Source organism: Paucibacter sp. B2R-40, from assembly GCF_025717555.1.
GTDB lineage: Bacteria > Pseudomonadota > Gammaproteobacteria > Burkholderiales > Burkholderiaceae_C > Paucibacter_A.
In genome coordinates this window covers 109,018-128,641 of record NZ_JAJIRP010000003.1, presented here as the reverse complement: position 1 = coordinate 128,641, position 19,624 = coordinate 109,018, and the positions used below count along the sequence as shown (strand labels likewise).

The window sequence follows — 19,624 nt, the reverse complement described above, 5'->3', positions numbered from 1 at the left end:
CCTCAAACGGCTTACCGAACTGAGCTCAAACCCTCGTGCAAGCTGGGTTCCATTCCGCTGCACACAACTTGATTGCGCCCGGCCCCTTTGGCGCGGTAAAGCGCCCGGTCCGCATCGTGGACCAAGGCTTGCGCCAAGGACGGCGAATCGCCGTTCAGATGGCCAGCGGCCAGCATGGCCAAGCCGATCGAGACGCTGATAGGCACGATCTCGCCGCCGGGCAAGGGCAGTGGCGCTGCCGAGATACTCAGACGGATGCGCTCGGCGATGTCGCGAGCATGCTGGGCCGGCGCTTGCGGCAGCAAGACCACAAACTCCTCGCCACCAAAACGCGCCACCGTGTCGCCGGCGCGCAATTGCGCTTGGATGATGTGGGCAATCCGCTGCAGCACCGCGTCACCGGCCGCGTGACCGAAGCTGTCATTGACGCTCTTGAAGTGATCAAGGTCGAGAAACAGGCAAGCCAGATCATGCTGGTAGCGGCGCGCCTGGCTGACCTCGATCTGGCTGCGGTGCTCGAAGTAGCGGCGGTTGTGTACGCCGGTCAACATATCGCTGAGGCCGGCCCGTTTCAGGCGTTCGTGGTTGAGGGCGTTGTCCAGGCAAACCGACACGATCGCGGCCAGGCGCTGCAGCAATTGCGTGCCGGCCGCGCGCTCATAGCGGCCCGGATCGGTGCTGCCGAAATGCAGGCTGCCGATCAGCTCGCCGTGCCGGCTCAAGGGCAGCAGCGCCACCGAGGCCAAGGCAGGCGAGGGCGTGCCGAACAGCGGCCGGTGCAGGCTTTCATTGAAGGGGCCCAGGCTTGGGCTGCTCAAGTCTTTGAACAATGACTCGATCGGCGTCAGGCTGTGCAGCAAGGTCAAGCCGTCGAGCTGCGCGCGCTCGGCCTGGTCATCGCGTGGGCGCTCGGCGTCCAGCAAGCCGCTGGTTTCTTGATCGCGGTCGAGCAGGGCCAAGGTCACGCTATCGATGCCGAAACTCTGGCGGTATTCGTTCAAGAGCAGGCGCAGCAGGTCGGCCATTGAGCGCGCGCCGATCAGGCGATGCTCCAACTGCTCAAAGCGCCGCATCTTGTCTTCATTGCTGCGCGCCTCGCGCAGCAATGATTCCAGCTGCTGGCGCAGCTTTTGGTTTTCGGCCTCGAGTTCGCTGCTGCTATCCATCAATGGCTAAGTTCCATGCAGATTGAATGATGCCAACGTTACTTGAGCCAGCCCTGAGCGAAAAGCAGGGGCCGACCATCAAATGACTCATTAGCTCCGCGCTTTTGTATAGGCGCAGGGCCTGACTGTAGCGGTTCAGTCTTGCCTTAGCTTTGCTGCACTTGGGCGAGCTGATCTTGCAGACTACGGACCTGATCTTTCAAGGCCTTGTTTTCGGCCGTCAGCTCCAGCACCGTGCTTTGCAGCAATTGGAGTTGCGCCTCACGGTTGCGCTGGTCGGCGTCGCCTTCTTCCGTCTTGCTGCCTGCTTCGGCGCTGCTCTCGGTGCCGGCCTCGGCCTTGGCCGCCCGGCCGCCGGATTTGCTCTCACGCACGCGCTTGGCGGCCTGCTGTAGCTCCTTCTTTCCGCCCGCCACGGCCGCGACCTGTTCGTCGTGACCCAGGCTTGAAACGGCAGCGGCAGCATTGATCGAGATCGTGCCGGCCTTGACCGCCTGCACCAGCTCAGGCGCGGCGCTTTTTTGGATCTTTTCGATCTGCACCACGGTATTGCTGCTGATGCGGGCGGCCTTGGCCACACCTTCGCGGCTCGTCAGCGGCTGATCGGTGGCTGCTGCGGCTTGCGCGTCGGCGCTGATGTTTGCAGCGAACTCCGTGCCTATGCCCGCACCCGCCTCGGCCAGCGCGGTCACGGCGGCCTGTGCCCGTTCCGCGGTGATCTCTTTCTTGCGCAGCGCCAGCACGCCGCGCTGGAAGTCGGACAAGCTGCGTCGCCCCAGATGCTGGTCGATCATCCACAGATGCACGTCTTCCATCGACTTGAAACGCGTGTTTTGCACCGTGTTGAAGGGCAGGCCATGCTGTTGGCAGATGCCGTAACGGTTGTGGCCGTCCACCAAGATGTCTCCCCACAGCACCAGCGCATCCCGGCAACCTTCACTCAGGATGCTGCGCTCCAAGGCTTGGTGTTCCTCGGGCGTCAAGGGGTCGATGTAAATGCGCAGTTCTTCGAGGACGGTGATGGTCATGGGCTGATTTGGATCTTTGGCGAGGTGGGCGCGCATTTTAGGGCTTGAGGCGATCTCGCAGCCCTGGCTCGCCATGCGCTGGCTTGACGGAATTCGAGAGCAAGCTCTAGGAATGTCAGAGCAAATGGCCAGTTTTGGGTATCGCTCTCTAGGGCTTTGACGGGAAACTGAGTTCATCGCCGGTGCAGTGCTCGAGAAAGAAATTTCTCGGTGGCTGACACAAATTGGCGAGCTGAATTGAAACCATTGAGAAAGCCAAGTATGAACAAGCAAACCCTGAGCACCACCGCCCTGGCCGCCATCGACAACTACGCCCGCGCCGCCAGCCTGACCGTCAAGGCCTATCGCGCCGGCAGCAGCCGTTTGCTCGACGGCGTCGCCCGTGGTTTGCAAACGCAGGTCTATAGCCGCAGCGTCAAAGTAGCGCCGAACTTGACCGAAGCCCTGACTCAGCTGCGTGACAGCCTGAGCGAGATCATCGACGGCGGCGTCGGCAAGCTGAGCAGCGGCAGCGAGCGCGCTATCAAGGCCGGCACTGCCAAGGCCCGCGTCGGTGTTTCCCGCGTGGCAGGCTTCAGCGCCAAGGTCAAGAACCCACTGCTGGCGCGCAGCCTCAACACGGCGGCTCGCTTGAGCATGCCGGGTGCCCGCGCTGCGCTGGCGGTTTCGGCCGGTCTGGTCGAAGGTGCTGGTCGCTTGTCGCGCTTGGCCGGCGGCTCGGTGACGGTCAAGAAGAGTGTTCGCAAAACGGCAGTCCGCGTCAAGCGCAGCCTGGCCAGCCAGGTCGAGGCGCAAGTTGCCGCGGCACCCAAGAAGGTCGCGGCGGTCAAACAAGACGCCGACAAGGCTGTGGTGGTGGCCAAGCGTCGCGTGCGCAAAGTTGCTGCCGCAGTGACGGCATAAACTTCCAAGACGGTAGCTGTCCTCAGCCGGGCTAAGCGTGGCTGAGGGCAGGCAATCGACGGGGCCTTGATTGTTCGTTCAATCAAGGCCCTGGTCTTATCCGCTTGTTTTGTATCCAGACGTAATGCTTGTACACGCACCACGCTGCCTGGACGTTGTTGACACAGCGTTTAGCTATTTGGAGTGCGGTATGAAGCGACTGGCCTGTATGTTTTTGAGCGGTTTGGGACTGTTGACCATGGCTTCGGCTCAGGCCAGCGATGTCGGCGTGTCTATCAGCGTCGGTCAGCCTGGCTTTTATGGTCAGATTGACCTGGGCCGCGCGCCGCCGCCAAGGCTGATTTATGCGCAACCGGTCATGATTGAGCGCGTCCAGCGGCGGCCGGAGCCGGTCTATCTGCGCGTGCCGCCAGGGCATGAAAGAAACTGGCGCACCCATTGCGGCCGATACGGCGCCTGCGGCCAGAACGTCTATTTTGTCCGTGACGACTGGTACCGGCAGAACTATGAGCGGCATGACCAGTGGCGCGAGTATGAACACGGACGGGGACGCGGCGAAGACCGTGGCCACGATGGTGATCGTGGCGGTCGCGGCCATGGTCGCGGCGACGACCGCCATTGAGGTGAGACCTCAGGCCGGGACGACCTTGGCCTGGGCCAACATCGCGTGCAGCAGCACATTGCAGCCGGCTTCCAGGTGGGCCGGCTTGGCGTCTTCGATCTCGTTGTGGCTGATGCCATCCTTGCAGGGAATGAAGATCATGCCGGTCGGCGCCAAACGCGCCATATAGACGGCGTCGTGGCCGGCGCCCGAGACCACCGGCATTTGCGAATAGCCCAGGTCGGTGGCCGCCTTGGCCACCGCCTTGATGCAGTCGGCGTGAAAAGGCTGGGCCGGGTAATGCGAGACAAGATCGATCTGAATAGCTAAACCACTCGCGGTGGCCAAGCGCTCGGCACTAGCGCGGATGTCCGCGTCCATCGCCTCGACCAAGTCGTCCGAGCTATTGCGCAGATCGATGCTGAACTTGACCCGCCCGGGGATCACGTTGCGGCTGTTCGGGTGCACCTGCACCATGCCAACCGTGCCGCGTCCATGTCCTTTCCCATCAGGTGGGTGGCGATGCGCCACCGCCACCACTTCTTGCATCAACTGGGCGGCGACCTGCAGCGCGTCTTTGCGCAGCGCCATCGGCGTCGGCCCCGCATGGGCCTCCATGCCGGTGACCGTGCAGTCATACCATTTGATGCCCAAGACGCCGGTGACGACGCCGATGGTGATGTCGTGATCCTCCAGCACCGGGCCTTGCTCGATATGGGTCTCGAAGTAACTGCCTATGGGGTGTGTGCCGGGCACTTCGCTGCCGATATAGCCGATTTTCTCCAGCTCAGCCTTGACCGTCAGGCCCTCGGTGTCTTTTGCCGCGTAAGCATGTTCAAGCGTGAACGCCTTGGCGAACACGCCCGAGCCCATCATCACCGGCACAAAGCGCGAACCCTCCTCATTGGTCCAGAACGCGACCTCGATAGGTGCCTCGGTTTCAATGCCCCGGTCATTGAGCGTGCGCACCACCTCCAGGCCGGCCAGCACGCCGTAATTGCCGTCGAACTTGCCGCCGGTTGGTTGCGTGTCTATATGGCTGCCGGTCATCACCGGAGGCAGATCATTGTTGCGACCGGGGCGGCGCATAAAGGCGTTGCCGATTTGGTCGACCGTCACCGTCATGCCGGCCTCGCGCGCCCAGCCCAGCACCAGGTCGCGGCCCTGGCGGTCCAGCTCGGTCAGGGCCAGCCGGCAGACGCCGCCTTTGGGCGTGGCGCCGATTTGCGCCAGCTCCATCAGCGCGGCCCAGAGCCGCTCCCCATTGATACGTAGTGCTTGAGTCGTCATGATCGAGTCTTTCAACGCGGTACGGCTGTCGGGGTCAGGTCTTGCGTGCGCAGCAGCGCCGCCTTGGTGTTCGGTCCGAAGGCTGGCCGTTTGACATAGCGGCCGGCGCCGACCACCGCGCGCAAATCGCCCTGCGCATAGACGATGGACCCGCGGCTGACGGTGTGGGTGGGCAGGCCGCGCACCTGGCGGCCCTCGAAGATATTGAAGTCGCCCAAAGACCGCTGCGTCTTGACCGAGATCGTCTTGGTCGCTTGCGGGTCCCACAACACCAGATCGGCGTCGGCGCCCTCGGTGATGCAGCCTTTTTGCGGATAGATATTGAACAGCTTGGCGGTATTGGCCGAGGTGATGGCGACGAACTCGGACGGTGTCAGCCGGCCCGTGTTGACGCCGGCATCCCAGATCACTGCCAGCCTCTCCTCGACGCCGCCGCAGCCGTTCGGGATCTTGGCGAAATGCTCCAGCCCAGCCGCTTTCTGGCCCGCGCAGAAAGTGCAATGGTCTGTCGCCGTGGTGTGTAAATTGCCGGCCTGCAGGCCGCGCCAGAGCATCTCCTGGTGGACCTTGGGGCGAAATGGCGGGCTCATCACATGGGCGGCTGCAAACGCGAAATCGGGGTGACGGTAGACGCTGTCGTCGATCAACAAATGGCCGGCCAAGACCTCGCCGTAGACGCGCTGGCCGCGCGAGCGGGCTCTGGCAATCGCGTCAACGGTCTCTTGGCAAGAGACGTGCACGATGTAGATCGGCGTGCCCAGTACCTCGGCGATCGCAATCGCGCGGTTGGCCGCCTCGGCCTCGACCATCGGCGGGCGTGACAGCGGGTGGCCCTCGGGGCCGGTGATGCCCATTTTTGCCACCTCTTGCTGCAGCAGATAGACCAGCTCGCCGTTCTCGGCATGCACGGTCGGCATAGCGCCGAGTTCAAGCGCTCGTTTGAAGCTGTTCACCAGCGTTTCGTCATCGCACATGATGGCATTCTTGTAGGCCATGAAGTGCTTGAAACTGTTGACACCTTCTTGCTGCACCAGCGTGGCCATATCGGCGTGCACGCTGTCGCCCCACCAGGTGACGGCGACATGAAAGCCGTAGTCGGCGGCCGATTTCTCGGCCCAGCCGCGCCAGGTCTGATAGGCCTCCAGCAAGGGCTGCTGCGGATTCGGAATGACGAAATCGATGATGGAGGTGGTGCCGCCGGCCAGACCCGCCGCCGTGCCACTGAAGAAATCATCCATGGTCACCGTGCCCATAAACGGCAGCTGCATATGGGTGTGCGGGTCGATGCCGCCGGGCATCAGGTATTGGCCGCTGCCGTCCAAGCTGATGCAGCCGGAGGGCGCCTCGATCAAGGCTCGTTCACCTATTGCAGCGACTTTTCCGCTTACGCACAAGACATCGGCGGCAAACTCGCGGTCGGCGTTGACAACGGTGGCGCCGCGAATCAGCAAGGGCTTGCTGCTATTTGTCGTCATGTTTGTTCTCCTTGCCGCCCATCAGCAGCCAATAGACGAGGGACGCGATCGCCAGACCTATGAACCAGGCATAGGTGTAGATCAGCTTGAAAAGATCGGGCACGCCGGGAAAAGCAGCCGGGAAGGCCGCATTCAGAAAGCCCGGTACGTTGGGCAGCACGCCCAGCACGAAGGCCGCCACCGCCGCCCAGTTCCAGCCCTTGCGATAGGTATAGGCACCTTGCGCCTTGTAGAGATCGGCGACCAAGAGCTCGGTTTTACGAATCAGGTAATAGTCGACGATCAAGATACCTGCCACCGGCCCCAGCAAGGCCGAATAGCCGATCAGCCAGGTGAAGATATAGCCTTGCGTCGATTCGAGAATTTTCCAGGGCATCATCAGGATGGCGATGCCGGCGGTGATGTAGCCACCGGTCTTGTAGCTGATGGCGCGCGGATGCAGGGCCGAGAAGTCATAGGCCGGGCCAACCAGATTGGCCGCCAGATTGACGCTGACCGTGTCGATCAGCAGGATCAACAAGGCGATCAGCACCGCAGCACCGGTCATCCGCGAGGCCAGGTCGACCGGATCCCAGATCGCCTTGCCGAAGATGACCACGCTGGCCGAGGTGACGATGACGGCCAGGCCCGCCAGCAAGCCCATGGGCACCGGCAGGCCAATGGCTTGACCGATGACTTGATCGCGCTGCGATTTGGCAAAGCGGGTGAAGTCGGGGATGTTCAAGGCCAAGGTGGCCCAGAATCCCACCATCGCGGTCAGCGAAGGCCAGAACACGGCCGAAAACTGGCCGGCTTTTGGCCCGCCTTCGACAAAGGCCGAGGGTTGGCTCAGGATATTGCCAAAGCCGCCGGCCCTGTCATGCACCCACCACAGCAGCACGAAGCAGATGATGATTTTGATCGGCGCGGTATAGGTCTCCAGCTTGCGGATCGCGTCGATACCGTGGACCACGTAGTAGAACTGGATCGCCCAAAATGCCAGGAAGCAGGCCAATTGTCCGAGGTTGATGCCCAAGCCGGGCAGCTTGTCTCCTTCGAGTGGATGGCCGATCAATACGCCCGCCAGGGTGTAAATCATCATGCCGCCAAACCAGGTCTGGATGCCGTACCAGCCGCAAGCTACCAAGGCGCGCAGCAGCGCCGGCAGCTTGGCGCCGCTGGTGCCGAAGGAGGCTCGGGCCAGTACCGCATAGGGAATGCCATGCTTGGCGCCGGCGTGCCCGATCAAGAGCATGGGCAAAAGGACGATCAGATTGCCGAGAAAGACGGTCAGCACCGCTTGGCCGGCCGACATGCCTGACTCGATCAAGCTGGCGGCCAGCGTATAGGCCGGGATGCACATGACCATGCCCACCCACAGCGCGGCGAAGTGGTACCAGGCCCAGGTGCGCTGGGCGGCGGTGGTCGGCAACAGGTCGGCGTTGGCGAGCGAGGGTTCGGTCATGCGCAGGGCTCCTTGGGTCTCATCACGGGACGTGCAATCTTTGTGCCTGAATGCTCAGGGCGCCATGGGGATAAACCGCTAGGGCGCCACCCGCATAGGATTGTTGGCATGCGTGGTCCAGTTGGCATACTCGCCGCTGACCACCTGGCCGGTGCGTTGATCAACCTCGCCCGGCTGCAAGGCCCGCATCGTGATGGTGTTGGGCACCGGGCAGATCGAGACGCAGAGATTGCAGCCCACGCATTCATCATCCTTGACCTCGAAATGGCGCTTGCCGTCCTTGGACGCCGTGATGGCCTGGTGCGAGGTGTCTTCACAGACCACATGGCAGCGTCCGCATTGGATGCAGCTAGATTGCTTAATGACGGCCTTCTCCACATGGTTCAGGTTCAGCTGGTTCCAGTTCTTGACCGAGGGAACGGCCAGGCCGCGCATCTCGTCCAGCGTCGCATAGCCTTTCTCGTCCATGAAATTGTTCAGGCCCGAGCACATGTCCTGCACTATTCTGAAGCCATAGACCATGGCCGCGGTGCAGACTTGCACCGTCCCGCAGCCCATCGCGATGAACTCGGCCGCGTCGCGCCAGTTGCTGATGCCGCCGATGCCGGAGATGGGAATGCCGGCGGTCAGCGGATCGCGGGCGATCTCGGCCACCATATTCAGCGCGATCGGCTTCACCGCCGGTCCGCAGTAGCCGCCGTGCGAGCCCCAGCCGTCGGTGCTGGGGCTCATCAGCATGGTTCCTAAGTCCACCCCCATCACCGAGTTGATGGTGTTGATCAAGGACACCGCGTCGGCGCCGCCGGCCTTGGCAGCGCGGGCCGGCATCCGTACATCGGTGATGTTAGGCGTCAGCTTGACGATCACCGGCAGCTTGCTGTGCAGCTTGCACCAGGCCGTCACCATCTGTATGTACTCAGGAACCTGCCCGACGGCCGCGCCCATGCCGCGCTCGCTCATACCGTGCGGGCAGCCGAAGTTCAGCTCCACGCCGTCGGCGCCGCTGTCTTCCACCTGCGCCAGGATGCTGCGCCAGGCCTGCTCTTCGCAAGGCACCATCAGCGAGACGATCATCGCCCGGTCGGGCCAGGCGCGCTTGACGCGGCGGATCTCGGCCAGATTGGTGGCCAGCGGCCGGTCGGTGATCAGTTCGATATTGTTGAGGCCGATGACGCGGCGGTCGGCGCTCATCAGCGTGGTGTAGCGCGGCCCATTGACGTTGACGACCGGTGGATCTTCGCCCAAGGTCTTCCAGACCACGCCGCCCCAGCCGGCCTCGAAGGCGCGGTTGACATTGACTTCTTTGTCGGTCGGCGGCGCCGAGGCGAGCCAAAAGGGATTCGGGCTGTGGATGCCGAGGAAATTGCTGCGGATATCGGCCATGTTGTTCAGCTCCTCAAAAATGCGTCAATGGAAACAGCGGCCTGTTTGCCATGCTCGACCGCCTCGACGGTCAGGTCACGCCCGCCATAACGGCAATCACCACCGGCCCAGAGTTTGGGGTGACGGGGGATGCGGCCGGACGCGTCGGTTTCGATCTTGCCGCCTTTGAGCGCGATGCTGGGCAGCTCGGCGGCGAAGCTCTGGCCGATGGCGGTCAAGACCATATCGGCGGCCAACTCGAACCGCTCGCCGGTCTCGATCAGCTTGTCCCCCATTTGCTCGGTGACGGCAAAGCGCACGCCGGTGACCTGACCGGCCTCGCTCAGAATCTCGACCGGTGCGGCCCAGCAGCGCAAGTTGACGCCATTTTTCTGCGCCCAATCCTGCTCATACGAAGAGGCGCTGAGCGCCTCGACGCCGCGCCGGTAGACCATAGAGACCTCGCGAGCACCGAGCAGCTTGCATTGCACGGCCGCGTCCACGGCGGTCATGCCGCCGCCTATCACCACCACTTGGCGGCCGACCGCTACCGTGGCAGGGTCCGATTGCCTCAGTTCGGCGATGAAGTCGACCGCAGGGCGCAGACCGGCGCAGGCCGCTGCGGGTAGGTTCAGGGCATTCACGCCGGCCAGGCCCAGGCCCAGAAAGACGGCGTCGAAATCAGCCGTTAGCTGGGCGAGGGCCAAGTCGCGACCAAGCATTTGCCCTGTCTTGACCGTGATGCCGCCAATCGACAGCAGCCAGTCCACCTCTTGCTGGGCAAAGCCACCCGGCGTCTTGTAAGTGGCCAGGCCGTACTCGTTCAGGCCGCCGAGTTTGGGTTTGGCGTCGAACAGCGTCACCGCATGGCCCAAGCGTGCCAAGCCATGGGCGGCGGCCAGACCGGCCGGGCCGGCGCCGATCACGGCAACCGACTTGCCGCTGTCGGCGGCGCGGCTGAACAGCGGTGCCGCGTCCTTGTTGGCGAAGAAGGTGTCGGTGGCATAGCGTTGCAGGCGGCCGATCTCGACCGGCTTGGCCTCGTCGCAGCCATTGCGCACGCAGCTCTGTTCGCACAGCACCTCGGTAGGACAGACCCGTGCGCACATGCCGCCCAGCGGATTGGCGCTCAGAATCGCTTCGGCCGCGCCGCGGACATTGTCTTGCGCGATGCGTTGTATGAAGCTGGGCACGTCGATACCGGTCGGGCAGGCGGTGATGCAGGGCGCGTCGAAGCAGTAGTAGCAGCGCTCGGCCTCGACCAGGGCCTGCGTGCGCGTCAGCGGCGGGTGCGCGTCGCTGAAGTTGGCCGGGTACTGCTCGGCCTTGAGCCGACCGGCCTGAATGCCGGGGGTGTTTTGATCCATGCCAAGCTCCCTGAAGATTTGGTAAACGTTGGATGTCATAATTTACCGATTGGTAAAAAATTACCAGTTGGTAAATTCCCGCATACAAAGCGATTTTGATGTCAGAAACCACAACAGGGCTCAGCCCAAGCCGCCGGGCCAAGGAAGCTGCGATCTGCGCGGAGGCCGAGCGGCAGTTCGCGCAGTTCGGATTTGAGGGCGTGTCACTGGAGGTGATTGCCGCCGGCTTGAACCTGACCCGTCACAACCTGCTGTATTACTTCCCCAACAAAGAGGCGCTGTACCGGCGTGTCTTGGACGAGGTGCTGGACGAGTGGTTGGCACGCATGGACGGCCTGGTGGCCGGCAACGACCCCCAAGTGGCTGTGCGCGACTACATCGCCGCCAAGCTGCGCTTCTCGCGCGAGCGGCCGGCCGGCTCGCAGGTGTTTGCGCGCGAGGTGATGGCGGGTGCACCGCGCTTTCGGGATGCGATTGAGGGGCGGGTCCTGCCGGCCTTGAATGCCGATGTGCAGACCTTTGAGCGTTGGGCCGACGCCGGTCTGGTGGCGAGGCTGGACTACCGTCACCTGATGTTCAGCATCTGGGCCAGCACGCAGGCCTATGCCGACCAAGCCGCTCAGTTCGCGATTCTTTTGGGCAAGCCGGCCTTGGAGCAGGGCGACTTCGAGGCGGCGGAGAAGCTGATTGCGGGGCAGGTGTTGGCGGGGTTGAAGGTCGGCTGAGCTTCAGTGCGGGCATGCGATTTTGGTCTTGGCCGCGCCTCACGGCGCTTAACTTTGCGCTGCAAAGTTAGCCAAGCCCGAACAGAATGCGCCCCGCGGCCGGGGCGCGGCTTGGCTTGTCAGCCAATCCGCCCGAGCAAAAGGTACTCCATGAGTGCCTTTTGCACGTGCATTCTGTTCTCAGCCTCGTCCCAGACGACGGATTGGGGGCCGTCGATCACGTCGGCGGTCACTTCTTCACCCCGGTGTGCCGGCAGGCAATGCATGAACAGGGCATCGGGCTTGGCCACAGCCATCATCTCGGCGTCGACACACCAATCTGCAAAGGCCGTCCGGCGCTTTTCGTTCTCGGCTTCATAGCCCATGCTGGTCCACACATCGGTGGTGACCAGATCGGCATCGCGGCAAGCTTCCAGAGGGTTCTTGAAGACTTTGTAGCAATCACGGTTCTGAATGCCGGCGACCACCGGGTCCACCTCGTAGCCGCTCGGCGTGCTGACATGCACGGTGAAGCCCAGGATTTCGGCCGCCTGCAACCAAGTGTTGGCCATATTGTTGCCGTCACCGACCCAGGCCACCACACGACCCTTGAGGCAATCGACATCGACGATGCCGCGCTGGTTCATGCCGCGCGCTTCGATGAAGGTGAACAGGTCGGCCAGGATCTGGCAGGGGTGGTACTCGTTGGTCAGGCCATTGATCACAGGCACGCGCGAATGCGCGGCAAAGCGTTCGATCTTGGTGTGCTCGAAGGTGCGGATCATCACCAGGTCAACCATGCGGCTGATCACGCGGGCGCTGTCTTCGATCGGCTCGGCTCGGCCCAGTTGGCTGTCGCCGGTGGTCAGATGCACGACCGAGCCGCCCATCTGATACATGCCGGCTTCGAAGCTGACCCGCGTGCGCGTGCTGGCTTTCTCGAAGATCATCGCCAGCGAACGGTCGGCCAGCGGTTGGTAGCGCTCGTAGTTCTTGAAGCGGCGCTTGATGATAGCGGCGCGCTCGAACAGATGGGCGTATTCCTCGGCGCGGAAGTCCTTGAACTGCAAATAATGGCGCATCAAAGCGGTGCCCGGCTTCATGGCTTGACGGCTTCCGCGGCTTCCACGGCGACAAATGCCTTGATCAGCGGGCAAAGAATCGCGGCAATCTGCGCGGCTTCTTCACTGCTCAAAATAAGTGCCGGCACCAGGCGCACGACACGGTCGGCAGTAACGCTGATCATCAAGCCGGCCTCGGCCGCCTGCAAGAGCAGGGCGCCGCAAGGGCGGTCCAGCTCGATGCCCAGCATCAAGCCCTGACCGCGCACTTCGACGACGCCCGCCACGCCGGCTAAGCCGGCTTGCAGCGCTGCCTTCAATTCGGCGCCGACCCGTGCTGCATTGGCCAGCAGATCGTCTTCCTGCATGATGGTGAGCGTCTCAACGCCAGCCCGCATGGCTAAGGGGTTACCTCCAAAGGTCGTGCCATGGTTGCCGGGCTGCATCACCTTGGCGGCGCGCGGGCCGCAGACCACCGCACCGACCGGCACGCCCGATCCCAGGCCCTTGGCCAAGGGCATCACATCGGGTTGAATGCCGGCCCATTGGTGGGCAAACCATTTGCCGGTGCGGCCGATGCCGCATTGCACTTCGTCCAGCATCAAGAGGATGTCGTGTTCGTCGCAAACGCGGCGCAGCTCTTGCAAGAAATTGATGGTGGCCGGGTGGACACCACCTTCGCCTTGGATGGTTTCCAGGAAGACGGCGGTGATGTTCGGATGCTCGGCCAAAGCCTTGCGCACTGCGGCGATGTCATTCAATGGCACGCGCACAAAGCCGCCCACCAAGGGGCCGAAGCCGGCGTGAATCTTTGGGTTGGCGGTCGCCGACAGCGTGGCGATCGAGCGGCCGTGGAACGCACCCTCGAACACCATCACCTCGGGCATGTGGTTGCCACGGTCATGGCCAAATTTGCGGGCGATCTTCAGCGCTGCCTCATTGGCCTCAAGGCCGCTATTGCAGAAGAAAGCCGTGCTCAGGCCGGATAGCTCGCAGAGCATGCCGGCGAGCTTTTCTTGCAGCGGCACATGGTAGTAATTGCTAGTGTGGATCAGCCGGGCAATCTGCTCTTGCAAGGCCGGAACCAGGCGCGGGTGGGCGTGGCCGAGGGTGTTGACGGCGATGCCGCCGAGGCCGTCGAGATAGCGCTTGCCGTTGGTGTCCCAGACCCAGCAGCCCTGGCCGTGCGACAAGGCAATCGGCAGTCGGCCATAGGTTTGCATCACGTGTGGCTCAGATGGTGCATCGGGGCGGACTTGGGGCGCGTTCATCGGCTCTCCATAGGGATCAAGGATTGGTGGGGGTCGGGTCTTGCCTCTCGGTCGGGCCCGTTTGCTCCTTGATTCTAAAGGGCGACGCGAATTCAGCGATTCGTCGGGCCAGCGGATGTGCGATTGTCCTGACTTTGAACCCTTCGTCGCCAGCACTGGTGGTCTTCCGAGGCACAATAGCGGCTGTCGTAAACCCTTGACCCTGCCGTCGTTGGCCTCAGTCGGGCCTGGAATTCAAACCGCCAATTCATGAGCCAAGCCCCCAAACCGCGTGAAGTTTTCATCCAAGGCGTCACCTTGGCGGGGCATACCTTCAGGCCCAGTGATTGGGCCGAGCGTTTGGCGGGGGCCATGTCTTGCTTTCGGCCCGGCGGGGCGCGCGGCGGCATCGGGGCCTACATTGGCTATTCGCCACTTTGCGTGCCGCGCGTGATCAACGGCATCAAGTGCGTGATCGTCAACGAAGAGCTGAAAAAGCTCGAGCCCATGGCCTGGGATTTTGTGATGAACTTTGCCCGCGACAATGAGTTGCAAGTCGCCGAAGCCTGTTTGCTGCCCGAGCCCGGCGTCAAAGCCAAACCCGACAACAAAGCCGCCGGCTGAGTAGGTCGGGCGCTTCAGCGCGATCGTGCGCGCAGCAGAGCCACCAATTCCACCAAACCCCAGAGCAGGCTGCGACCCAGCGCGGCCTTGGCTTGCATCTGCGTGCGAAAGGTGTTGATTTGCTGTGCTTGCATGGACTGGGTGCGCTGGGCTGCGTGAATTGCCGTGAAGGCTAATGGGATTTAATGACAACTCTGTGTCGAATCCCTGAATCGCGCGGTAGTGGCAAAGCGCCGTAGCAGCTATGCTCGCGCCCGGATTCACTTTCACTCGACCCGCAATTCCCTCTCATGCGCCAGCAAGAATCTATCGCTTTGCCAGCCCTGGCGGCACTGGAGGGTCTGATCGAGGCCGGCCGGCCCTATCTTGAGGGCCATCGCTTGGGCGTGGTCACGATGGGCGATGGCAGCGCTTTGCCGCTGTGGGCGGTGACCTTGGGAAACCCCGACCCTGCCGTCCCGGCGGTGGGTTTTTTTGGTGGCGTGCATGGTCTTGAGCGCATTGGCGCCGAGGTCGTGATGGCCTTTTTGGCCAGCCTGGTGTCAAGATTGCGCTGGGACAGCAGCTTGCACCGCAGTCTTGAGGCGGTGCGCATCGTGTTCATGCCTCTGGTCAACCCGGGCGGTCTGCAGCGGGCCACGCGCGCCAATCCTCAGGGCGTTGATTTGATGCGTAACGCGCCGGTTCAGGCGGGCGGTCCCATCCCGTGGTTGCTGGGCGGGCAGCGCATCAGTGCTAAGTTGCCATGGTTTATGGGTGACGCGGGCGCGCCCATGCAGGTGGAGAGCCAGGCACTATGCGATTTTGTGGAACAAGAAATGCTGACCCATGCCCATTCGATTTCGGTCGATTGCCATTCGGGCTTTGGCCTGGCGGATCGCATCTGGTTTCCGTTTGCGCACACGGCCAAGCCGATAGCGCATCTGGCCGAAATGCATGCCCTGTGTGAGATTTTGGATCAAACCCATGTGCAGCACCGCTATGTGTTCGAGCCGCAGAGTCGGCAATATTTGACTCATGGCGATATCTGGGACCATCTTTATATGCAGGCATGCAAGCGTGCAGATTGCTTGTTGCTGCCGCTGACGCTTGAGATGGGCTCTTGGTTATGGGTCAAGAAAAATCCGCGCCAGTTGTTTTCACGCAGCGGCATGTTCAATCCGCTGGTCGAGCATCGCCAGCAGCGCGTTTTGCGCCGGCATCTTGCCTGGCTGGATTTTGTCTTGCGCGCAGCCGCCGGCATGCAGCGCTGGCTGCCGCAGCCGGAGCGGCGCGCCTGGCATGAGGAGATGGCTTTGAATCGGTGGTACCGGGGGCGGACGCTTCAGGGAACTGCAGGAGCCCAAGCGTGAGTGCTGATGGGTTGATCGGTCAACCGGTGTGGGTCTTGCTGCGAGGTTTGGCGCGCGAGGTGGGCCATTGGGGGGCGTTTCCAGCTGTCTTGCAGCAAGAGATACAGCGCCAACAGCCCGCAGCCCGCTTGCTGATGCTGGATCTGCCCGGCAATGGCGCATTGCACCGCGAATCAAGCCCGACCCAGGTGGCGACCATGGTGGAAAGCTGTCGGGCTCAGTTGCAGCAACATGGTGTTACGGGGCCGGTGCATGTGTTGGCAATGTCCTTGGGCGCGATGGTGGCCAGTGATTGGGCGGCGCGCTACCCTCAAGAGCTCAGTGCGGGCGTTTTGATCAACACCAGTTTGCAGCCCTTCAGTCCCTTTTATCATCGGCTGCGGCCACTCAACTACTTGGCATTTCTGCTCTTGAGTCTGTCCAGCATGGGGCATCGTCGGCGTGAGGCCAAGGTGCTGGCCATGACGTCCAACCTACATGGCAAGCCCGATCAGATTTTGGATCATTGGGTTGAGTTGCAGCGCCTCCATCCGGTTGGCGTGCGCAATAGTCTGCGCCAACTATTGGCTGCGAGTCGCTACCGCGCCAGTCAATTCAGGCCGGCCGTGCCCATGCTTTTGCTTTGCAGCAGTGCAGATCGTTTGGTTGATTGGCGCTGCTCGCAGGCCATCAGCCGGGCTTGGGGGGCGCCGTTGCGCATGCATGTGCGTGCGGGTCACGATCTGCCCTTGGATGATCCACTTTGGGTGGCACAGGCGGTCGGGGAATGGCTGCGTGTGCGCCGCATGCAAGGCTTGCAGGAAGGGCAATGGCATTGACGGGTCAGCATTGGCTTGCCCACGAAAAATGCCCGCCAAGACTTTCATCCATGCGGGCATTTGAGTTCGTTCAAGCCGATTCGCTGTCAAGCAAACAGGCCGGCAATTCAGGGACTTGCTTACAAAATAGAAAAGGCCCGCTTTTCAGCGGGCCTTCAATCTTTGCACCAGAACCGGTTTTTATGCGGCCAAGGCCTTGATTTTTGCCGACAGACGGCTCTTGTGACGAGCTGCCTTGTTCTTGTGAAAGATGCCCTTGTCAGCGACGGAGTCGATGACAGTTTCAGCGATCTTGAACAGCTCTGCCGACTTGACCTTATCGCCGGTCAGGACAGCTTTTTGTACGTTCTTGATGACCGTACGGAATTTGGAACGCAGCGCCGTGTTGGCGGCGTTGAGCTTAGAGTCCTGGCGAACGCGCTTGAGGCCCGACGCCAAACGGACTGTTTTCTTCTTAGCTTTGGAAGAGGTTGCCATGCTGTGATTCTACCCAGTTGGTGCAAAGACCGCGAGTGTAGCACTGAAATGGCTTTGTGACAAAGGCTTGAAAGCAAATGCAGCCGAAAGTTGCGTGATCTGCGGATGATAATGCGCCGCTCATGCTACTTGGGGTTGCTTCGACCCTGGGCTCAAACGGTTTCCAATCCTCAATGAATTTGCTCCGTGCTGCCTCTTTTATTTCGATTCTGACCCTGGTGTCGCGGATTACCGGTCTTGTCCGTGAGCAGATGGTGGCGGCGCTGTTCGGCGCCAGCAGCCTGACCGACGCGTTTCAGGTCGCCTTCCGTATCCCCAATCTCTTGCGACGCTTGTTCGCCGAAGGGGCGTTTTCGCAAGCCTTTGTGCCGGTGTTGGCGGGCACCCGGGCACGCGAAGGCGACGAGGCCACCCATGCCTTGATCAATGCAGTGGCCACCGTTTTGCTGTGGGCCTTGTTGCTCACTTGCGTGGTCGGTGTGATCGGAGCGCCGATCTTGGTCTGGGTCTTGGGCTCGGGCCTGCCGGCGTCCGCGCACGACGCTGCCGTGGTGATGACGCGTTGGATGTTTCCCTATATTGGCTGTATGTCCTTGGTGGCCTTGTCGGCCGGGATTCTGAACACCTGGAAGCGCTTTTTGGTGCCGGCGGCCACACCGGTATTGCTGAATTTGTCCGTCATTGCCGCTGGGTTTTTGTTGGTGCCGCGCTTGGCGGCTTGGGGTTGGCAGCCGATCTACGGCTTGGCCACTGGTGTGATGCTGGGCGGTCTATTGCAACTCGCGGTGCAGGTGCCGGCCTTGCTGCGCATCGGCGCTTTGCCGCGCATGGGTTTGAGTTTTGGGGCCTTGCGTCAGTCCTGGCGGCATGCTGGGGTGCAGCGGGTGCTCGGGCAGATGGCGCCCGCCTTGGTCGGCGTCGGCGTGGCGCAGCTGTCCCTGGTGATCAATTTGCAGATTGCTTTGATGGTGGGTGCTGGCGCCGCCTCTTGGCTGACCTACGCCGATCGGCTGATGGAGTTTCCGACCGCATTGCTCGGTGTGGCCTTGAGCGCGATTTTGACGCCGCAACTGTCGGCCGCGCTGGGCAAGGGCGAACCTCAGGCCTATTCCTCGTTGCTGGACTGGGGCTTGCGGCTGGTGTTTTTGTTGGCGCTGCCATGTTCGGTGGCCTTGTTGGTGTTTGCCGGGCCTATGGTGGCGGTGCTCTATCACCGCGGGGCTTTCCAGGCCAGTGATGTGCTGCACACCACCAGCGCCGTGATGGGCTACGGCGTCGGTCTGATCGGCCTGGTGGCCATCAAGGTGCTGGCACCGGGCTTTTATGCGCAGCAAGACACCCGCACGCCGGTGCGCATCGCGGTGACGGTGTTGGTGCTGACGCAGGTGATGAATCTGGTGTTTGTGCCATGGCTGGGGGTCGCCGGCTTGGCCATGTCGATCGGCTTGGGCGCCTTGATCAATGCCACATGGTTGTTCGTCGGGTTGTGCCGCAAGGGCAGTTACCGGCCCGCGCCGGGTTGGTTGGGTTTTGCCCTCCGAGTCGGCATTGCCAGTGCGGCGATGGGTGGCTTGCAGTTCTACTTGGCGAACAAATTGGATTGGATCGCACTGGGCGCCACCGAATTCACGCGCGCACTGGCGATGGCGGGCAGTTTGGCGGCTTCGGCGCTGCTTTTCTTTGCGGTGTTGCTCATGCTGGGCGTCAATTTGCGGCAGTTTGTACGCCGCGTCTGATGATCATTAAACTCGGGCCATGAGCGATTTTTTGCGTTTGAAGGTGCCCACACCCTTGGAGTATTTTGCAAGCTTGGTGGCCGAGGATGGCGGCTTGAACTTGCTGGAGGCTGCTGCGTCGATTGCTCAGGATGAGTTCCCGGCGCTGGATGTTGAAGCAGTGGTGTCCGAGGTCGAGGCGCTGGCGCAGCGCCTGCGTCAGCGCATGCCTGCCGACGCGAGTGCCAGGCACAAATTGCAAGCACTGACCCGCTATTTCCACGAAGAACTGGGTTTCGCCGGCAATGTCAATAACTATTACGAGAGCGGTAATAGCTTTGTTCACCATGTGATGGTGACGCGGCGGGGCATCCCCATCACACTGGCGGTGATCTTTTTGGAGTTGGCGACGCATTTGGGACTGCGCGCTCAGGGCCTCGCGTTTCCGGGGCATTTCCTGATCAAGGTCAGCATGGGTAATGGGGAGGTCGTGTTGGATCCATTTACCGGGCAGTCCTTGTCGCGCGAGCGCTTGGATGAGTATTTGCAGATATTTCGCCAAGGGGCGAGCTTCAATGGGGCCGTGGAGTTGCCGGTGGAGTTGTTCATGCAAGCCGCCCCGCCGCGCGATATCCTGGCCCGCATGCTGCGCAACTTGAAGGAGATTTACCGCTCGTCGCAGGACTGGACCAGGCTGCTGGCGGTTCAAGAGCGTTTGGTGGTCTTGCTGCCGCGCGACGCGGCGGAACGGCGTGACCGTGGCCTTGTCCTGGAAGCCTTGGGTCAGTGGCGGGCAGCCAGCGAGGACTTGGCCTTCTATGTCGAGCGCTCGCCGCAGGCCGCCGATGGGCAGGACTTGCGCCAGCGCATCGCGCAAATGCGCAAGCACGGCACTCCGCCCTTGCATTGAGGCGCGCATTGTCTCGCCAACTAGAATGCCGGCGGCCCGTGAAGACCCGAGGGATTCCTTTGGCGGACTTGTGAATG

General features: G+C 62.1%; 18 protein-coding genes. 8 read left to right on the top strand and 10 right to left on the bottom strand.

Annotated elements, in window-relative coordinates:
- Window positions 1-11 precede the first annotated feature (11 nt).
- Together LNV09_RS07140 and LNV09_RS07135 are read right to left on the bottom strand one after the other, a co-directional pair.
- Window positions 12-1,166, bottom strand: coding sequence for a GGDEF domain-containing protein (locus tag LNV09_RS07140; protein WP_263556404.1), 1,155 nt, complete (start codon window positions 1,164-1,166; stop codon window positions 12-14).
- Window positions 1,167-1,312: 146 nt separating this feature from the next.
- A complete protein-coding gene (locus tag LNV09_RS07135) occupies window positions 1,313-2,194 on the bottom strand; it encodes a plasmid replication/partition related protein (protein WP_263556403.1) in 882 nt (293 codons plus the stop codon).
- A 261-nt stretch (window positions 2,195-2,455) separates the two neighbouring features.
- On the opposite strand from LNV09_RS07135, the gene LNV09_RS07130 reads away from it, so the two are divergent.
- A complete protein-coding gene (locus LNV09_RS07130) occupies window positions 2,456-3,097 on the top strand; it encodes a hypothetical protein (protein WP_263556402.1) in 642 nt (213 codons plus the stop codon).
- A gap of 190 nt (window positions 3,098-3,287) precedes the next feature.
- Entirely contained in the window at window positions 3,288-3,719 is a 432-nt protein-coding gene (locus LNV09_RS07125) for a hypothetical protein (protein ID WP_263556401.1), read from the top strand.
- Window positions 3,720-3,728: 9 nt separating this feature from the next.
- On the opposite strand, the gene LNV09_RS07120 is transcribed toward LNV09_RS07125, so the two are convergent.
- The 5 genes from LNV09_RS07120 to LNV09_RS07100 all read right to left on the bottom strand — a co-directional run bounded on the left by LNV09_RS07120 (window position 3,729) and on the right by LNV09_RS07100 (window position 10,636).
- The gene (locus LNV09_RS07120) at window positions 3,729-4,988 is read right to left on the bottom strand and encodes a Zn-dependent hydrolase (RefSeq protein WP_263556400.1); all 1,260 of its coding nucleotides are present in this window, start codon (window positions 4,986-4,988) and stop codon (window positions 3,729-3,731) included.
- 11 nt (window positions 4,989-4,999) lie between these two features.
- Window positions 5,000-6,463, bottom strand: a complete 1,464-nt coding sequence (gene hydA, locus LNV09_RS07115; protein WP_263556399.1) for a dihydropyrimidinase — start codon at window positions 6,461-6,463, stop codon at window positions 5,000-5,002.
- Complete coding sequence (locus LNV09_RS07110) at window positions 6,450-7,907, bottom strand: NCS1 family nucleobase:cation symporter-1 (RefSeq protein WP_263556398.1); 1,458 nt, start codon at window positions 7,905-7,907, stop codon at window positions 6,450-6,452. Before LNV09_RS07110 ends, hydA begins: the two co-directional genes overlap by 14 nt.
- Before the next feature lie 78 nt (window positions 7,908-7,985).
- Window positions 7,986-9,290 (bottom strand): NAD-dependent dihydropyrimidine dehydrogenase subunit PreA, encoded by a 1,305-nt coding sequence (preA, locus tag LNV09_RS07105; RefSeq protein ID WP_263556397.1) that lies wholly within the window; start codon window positions 9,288-9,290, stop codon window positions 7,986-7,988.
- Window positions 9,291-9,295: 5 nt separating this feature from the next.
- Complete coding sequence (locus LNV09_RS07100; RefSeq protein WP_263556396.1) at window positions 9,296-10,636, bottom strand: NAD(P)-dependent oxidoreductase; 1,341 nt, start codon at window positions 10,634-10,636, stop codon at window positions 9,296-9,298.
- Window positions 10,637-10,734: 98 nt separating this feature from the next.
- On the opposite strand from LNV09_RS07100, the gene LNV09_RS07095 reads away from it, so the two are divergent.
- Entirely contained in the window at window positions 10,735-11,361 is a 627-nt protein-coding gene (locus tag LNV09_RS07095; RefSeq protein WP_263556395.1) for a TetR/AcrR family transcriptional regulator, read from the top strand.
- Between the two features lie 119 nt (window positions 11,362-11,480).
- Here LNV09_RS07095 and argF read toward each other — a convergent pair whose 3' ends face one another.
- The gene (gene argF / locus LNV09_RS07090; RefSeq protein WP_263556394.1) at window positions 11,481-12,443 is read right to left on the bottom strand and encodes an ornithine carbamoyltransferase; all 963 of its coding nucleotides are present in this window, start codon (window positions 12,441-12,443) and stop codon (window positions 11,481-11,483) included.
- Window positions 12,440-13,672 (bottom strand): aspartate aminotransferase family protein, encoded by a 1,233-nt coding sequence (locus LNV09_RS07085; RefSeq protein ID WP_263556393.1) that lies wholly within the window; start codon window positions 13,670-13,672, stop codon window positions 12,440-12,442. Before LNV09_RS07085 ends, argF begins: the two co-directional genes overlap by 4 nt.
- Window positions 13,673-13,921: 249 nt before the next feature.
- Here LNV09_RS07085 and LNV09_RS07080 point away from each other — a divergent pair, with 249 nt between their 5' ends.
- The 3 genes from LNV09_RS07080 (at window position 13,922) to LNV09_RS07070 (ending at window position 16,445) form a co-directional block, all read left to right on the top strand.
- Window positions 13,922-14,275, top strand: coding sequence for a DUF3579 domain-containing protein (locus LNV09_RS07080; RefSeq protein WP_263556392.1), 354 nt, complete (start codon window positions 13,922-13,924; stop codon window positions 14,273-14,275).
- A 290-nt stretch (window positions 14,276-14,565) separates the two neighbouring features.
- Window positions 14,566-15,627, top strand: a complete 1,062-nt coding sequence (locus LNV09_RS07075) for a M14 family zinc carboxypeptidase (protein ID WP_263556391.1) — start codon at window positions 14,566-14,568, stop codon at window positions 15,625-15,627.
- Window positions 15,624-16,445 (top strand): alpha/beta fold hydrolase, encoded by an 822-nt coding sequence (locus tag LNV09_RS07070; RefSeq protein ID WP_263556390.1) that lies wholly within the window; start codon window positions 15,624-15,626, stop codon window positions 16,443-16,445. Before LNV09_RS07075 ends, LNV09_RS07070 begins: the two co-directional genes overlap by 4 nt.
- Before the next feature lie 180 nt (window positions 16,446-16,625).
- Here the strand turns inward: LNV09_RS07070 and rpsT are convergent, their stop codons facing one another.
- Window positions 16,626-16,922 (bottom strand): 30S ribosomal protein S20, encoded by a 297-nt coding sequence (gene rpsT, locus LNV09_RS07065; RefSeq protein ID WP_263556389.1) that lies wholly within the window; start codon window positions 16,920-16,922, stop codon window positions 16,626-16,628.
- A 173-nt stretch (window positions 16,923-17,095) separates the two neighbouring features.
- On the opposite strand from rpsT, the gene murJ reads away from it, so the two are divergent.
- Window positions 17,096-18,658, top strand: coding sequence for a murein biosynthesis integral membrane protein MurJ (murJ, locus tag LNV09_RS07060; RefSeq protein ID WP_263556388.1), 1,563 nt, complete (start codon window positions 17,096-17,098; stop codon window positions 18,656-18,658).
- A 19-nt stretch (window positions 18,659-18,677) separates the two neighbouring features.
- Entirely contained in the window at window positions 18,678-19,547 is an 870-nt protein-coding gene (locus LNV09_RS07055; RefSeq protein WP_263556387.1) for a SirB1 family protein, read from the top strand.
- Window positions 19,548-19,624: the final 77 nt, after the last annotated feature.

What these genes read in the sequence shown, in the direction of transcription:
- LNV09_RS07130 (WP_263556402.1), top strand. Translation starts at nt 2,456, where the DNA reads ATGAACAAGCAAACCCTGAGCACCACCGCCCTGGCCGCCATCGACAAC.
- LNV09_RS07095 (WP_263556395.1), top strand. Translation starts at nt 10,735, where the DNA reads ATGTCAGAAACCACAACAGGGCTCAGCCCAAGCCGCCGGGCCAAGGAA.
- LNV09_RS07125 (WP_263556401.1), top strand. Translation starts at nt 3,288, where the DNA reads ATGAAGCGACTGGCCTGTATGTTTTTGAGCGGTTTGGGACTGTTGACC.
- argF (WP_263556394.1), bottom strand. Translation starts at nt 12,443, where the DNA reads ATGAAGCCGGGCACCGCTTTGATGCGCCATTATTTGCAGTTCAAGGAC.
- LNV09_RS07075 (WP_263556391.1), top strand. Translation starts at nt 14,566, where the DNA reads ATGCGCCAGCAAGAATCTATCGCTTTGCCAGCCCTGGCGGCACTGGAG.
- LNV09_RS07140 (WP_263556404.1), bottom strand. Translation starts at nt 1,166, where the DNA reads ATGGATAGCAGCAGCGAACTCGAGGCCGAAAACCAAAAGCTGCGCCAG.
- murJ (WP_263556388.1), top strand. Translation starts at nt 17,096, where the DNA reads ATGAATTTGCTCCGTGCTGCCTCTTTTATTTCGATTCTGACCCTGGTG.
- hydA (WP_263556399.1), bottom strand. Translation starts at nt 6,463, where the DNA reads ATGACGACAAATAGCAGCAAGCCCTTGCTGATTCGCGGCGCCACCGTT.
- preA (WP_263556397.1), bottom strand. Translation starts at nt 9,290, where the DNA reads ATGGCCGATATCCGCAGCAATTTCCTCGGCATCCACAGCCCGAATCCC.
- LNV09_RS07110 (WP_263556398.1), bottom strand. Translation starts at nt 7,907, where the DNA reads ATGACCGAACCCTCGCTCGCCAACGCCGACCTGTTGCCGACCACCGCC.
- rpsT (WP_263556389.1), bottom strand. Translation starts at nt 16,922, where the DNA reads ATGGCAACCTCTTCCAAAGCTAAGAAGAAAACAGTCCGTTTGGCGTCG.
- LNV09_RS07100 (WP_263556396.1), bottom strand. Translation starts at nt 10,636, where the DNA reads ATGGATCAAAACACCCCCGGCATTCAGGCCGGTCGGCTCAAGGCCGAG.
- LNV09_RS07080 (WP_263556392.1), top strand. Translation starts at nt 13,922, where the DNA reads ATGAGCCAAGCCCCCAAACCGCGTGAAGTTTTCATCCAAGGCGTCACC.
- LNV09_RS07055 (WP_263556387.1), top strand. Translation starts at nt 18,678, where the DNA reads ATGAGCGATTTTTTGCGTTTGAAGGTGCCCACACCCTTGGAGTATTTT.
- LNV09_RS07120 (WP_263556400.1), bottom strand. Translation starts at nt 4,988, where the DNA reads ATGACGACTCAAGCACTACGTATCAATGGGGAGCGGCTCTGGGCCGCG.
- LNV09_RS07085 (WP_263556393.1), bottom strand. Translation starts at nt 13,672, where the DNA reads ATGAACGCGCCCCAAGTCCGCCCCGATGCACCATCTGAGCCACACGTG.
- LNV09_RS07135 (WP_263556403.1), bottom strand. Translation starts at nt 2,194, where the DNA reads ATGACCATCACCGTCCTCGAAGAACTGCGCATTTACATCGACCCCTTG.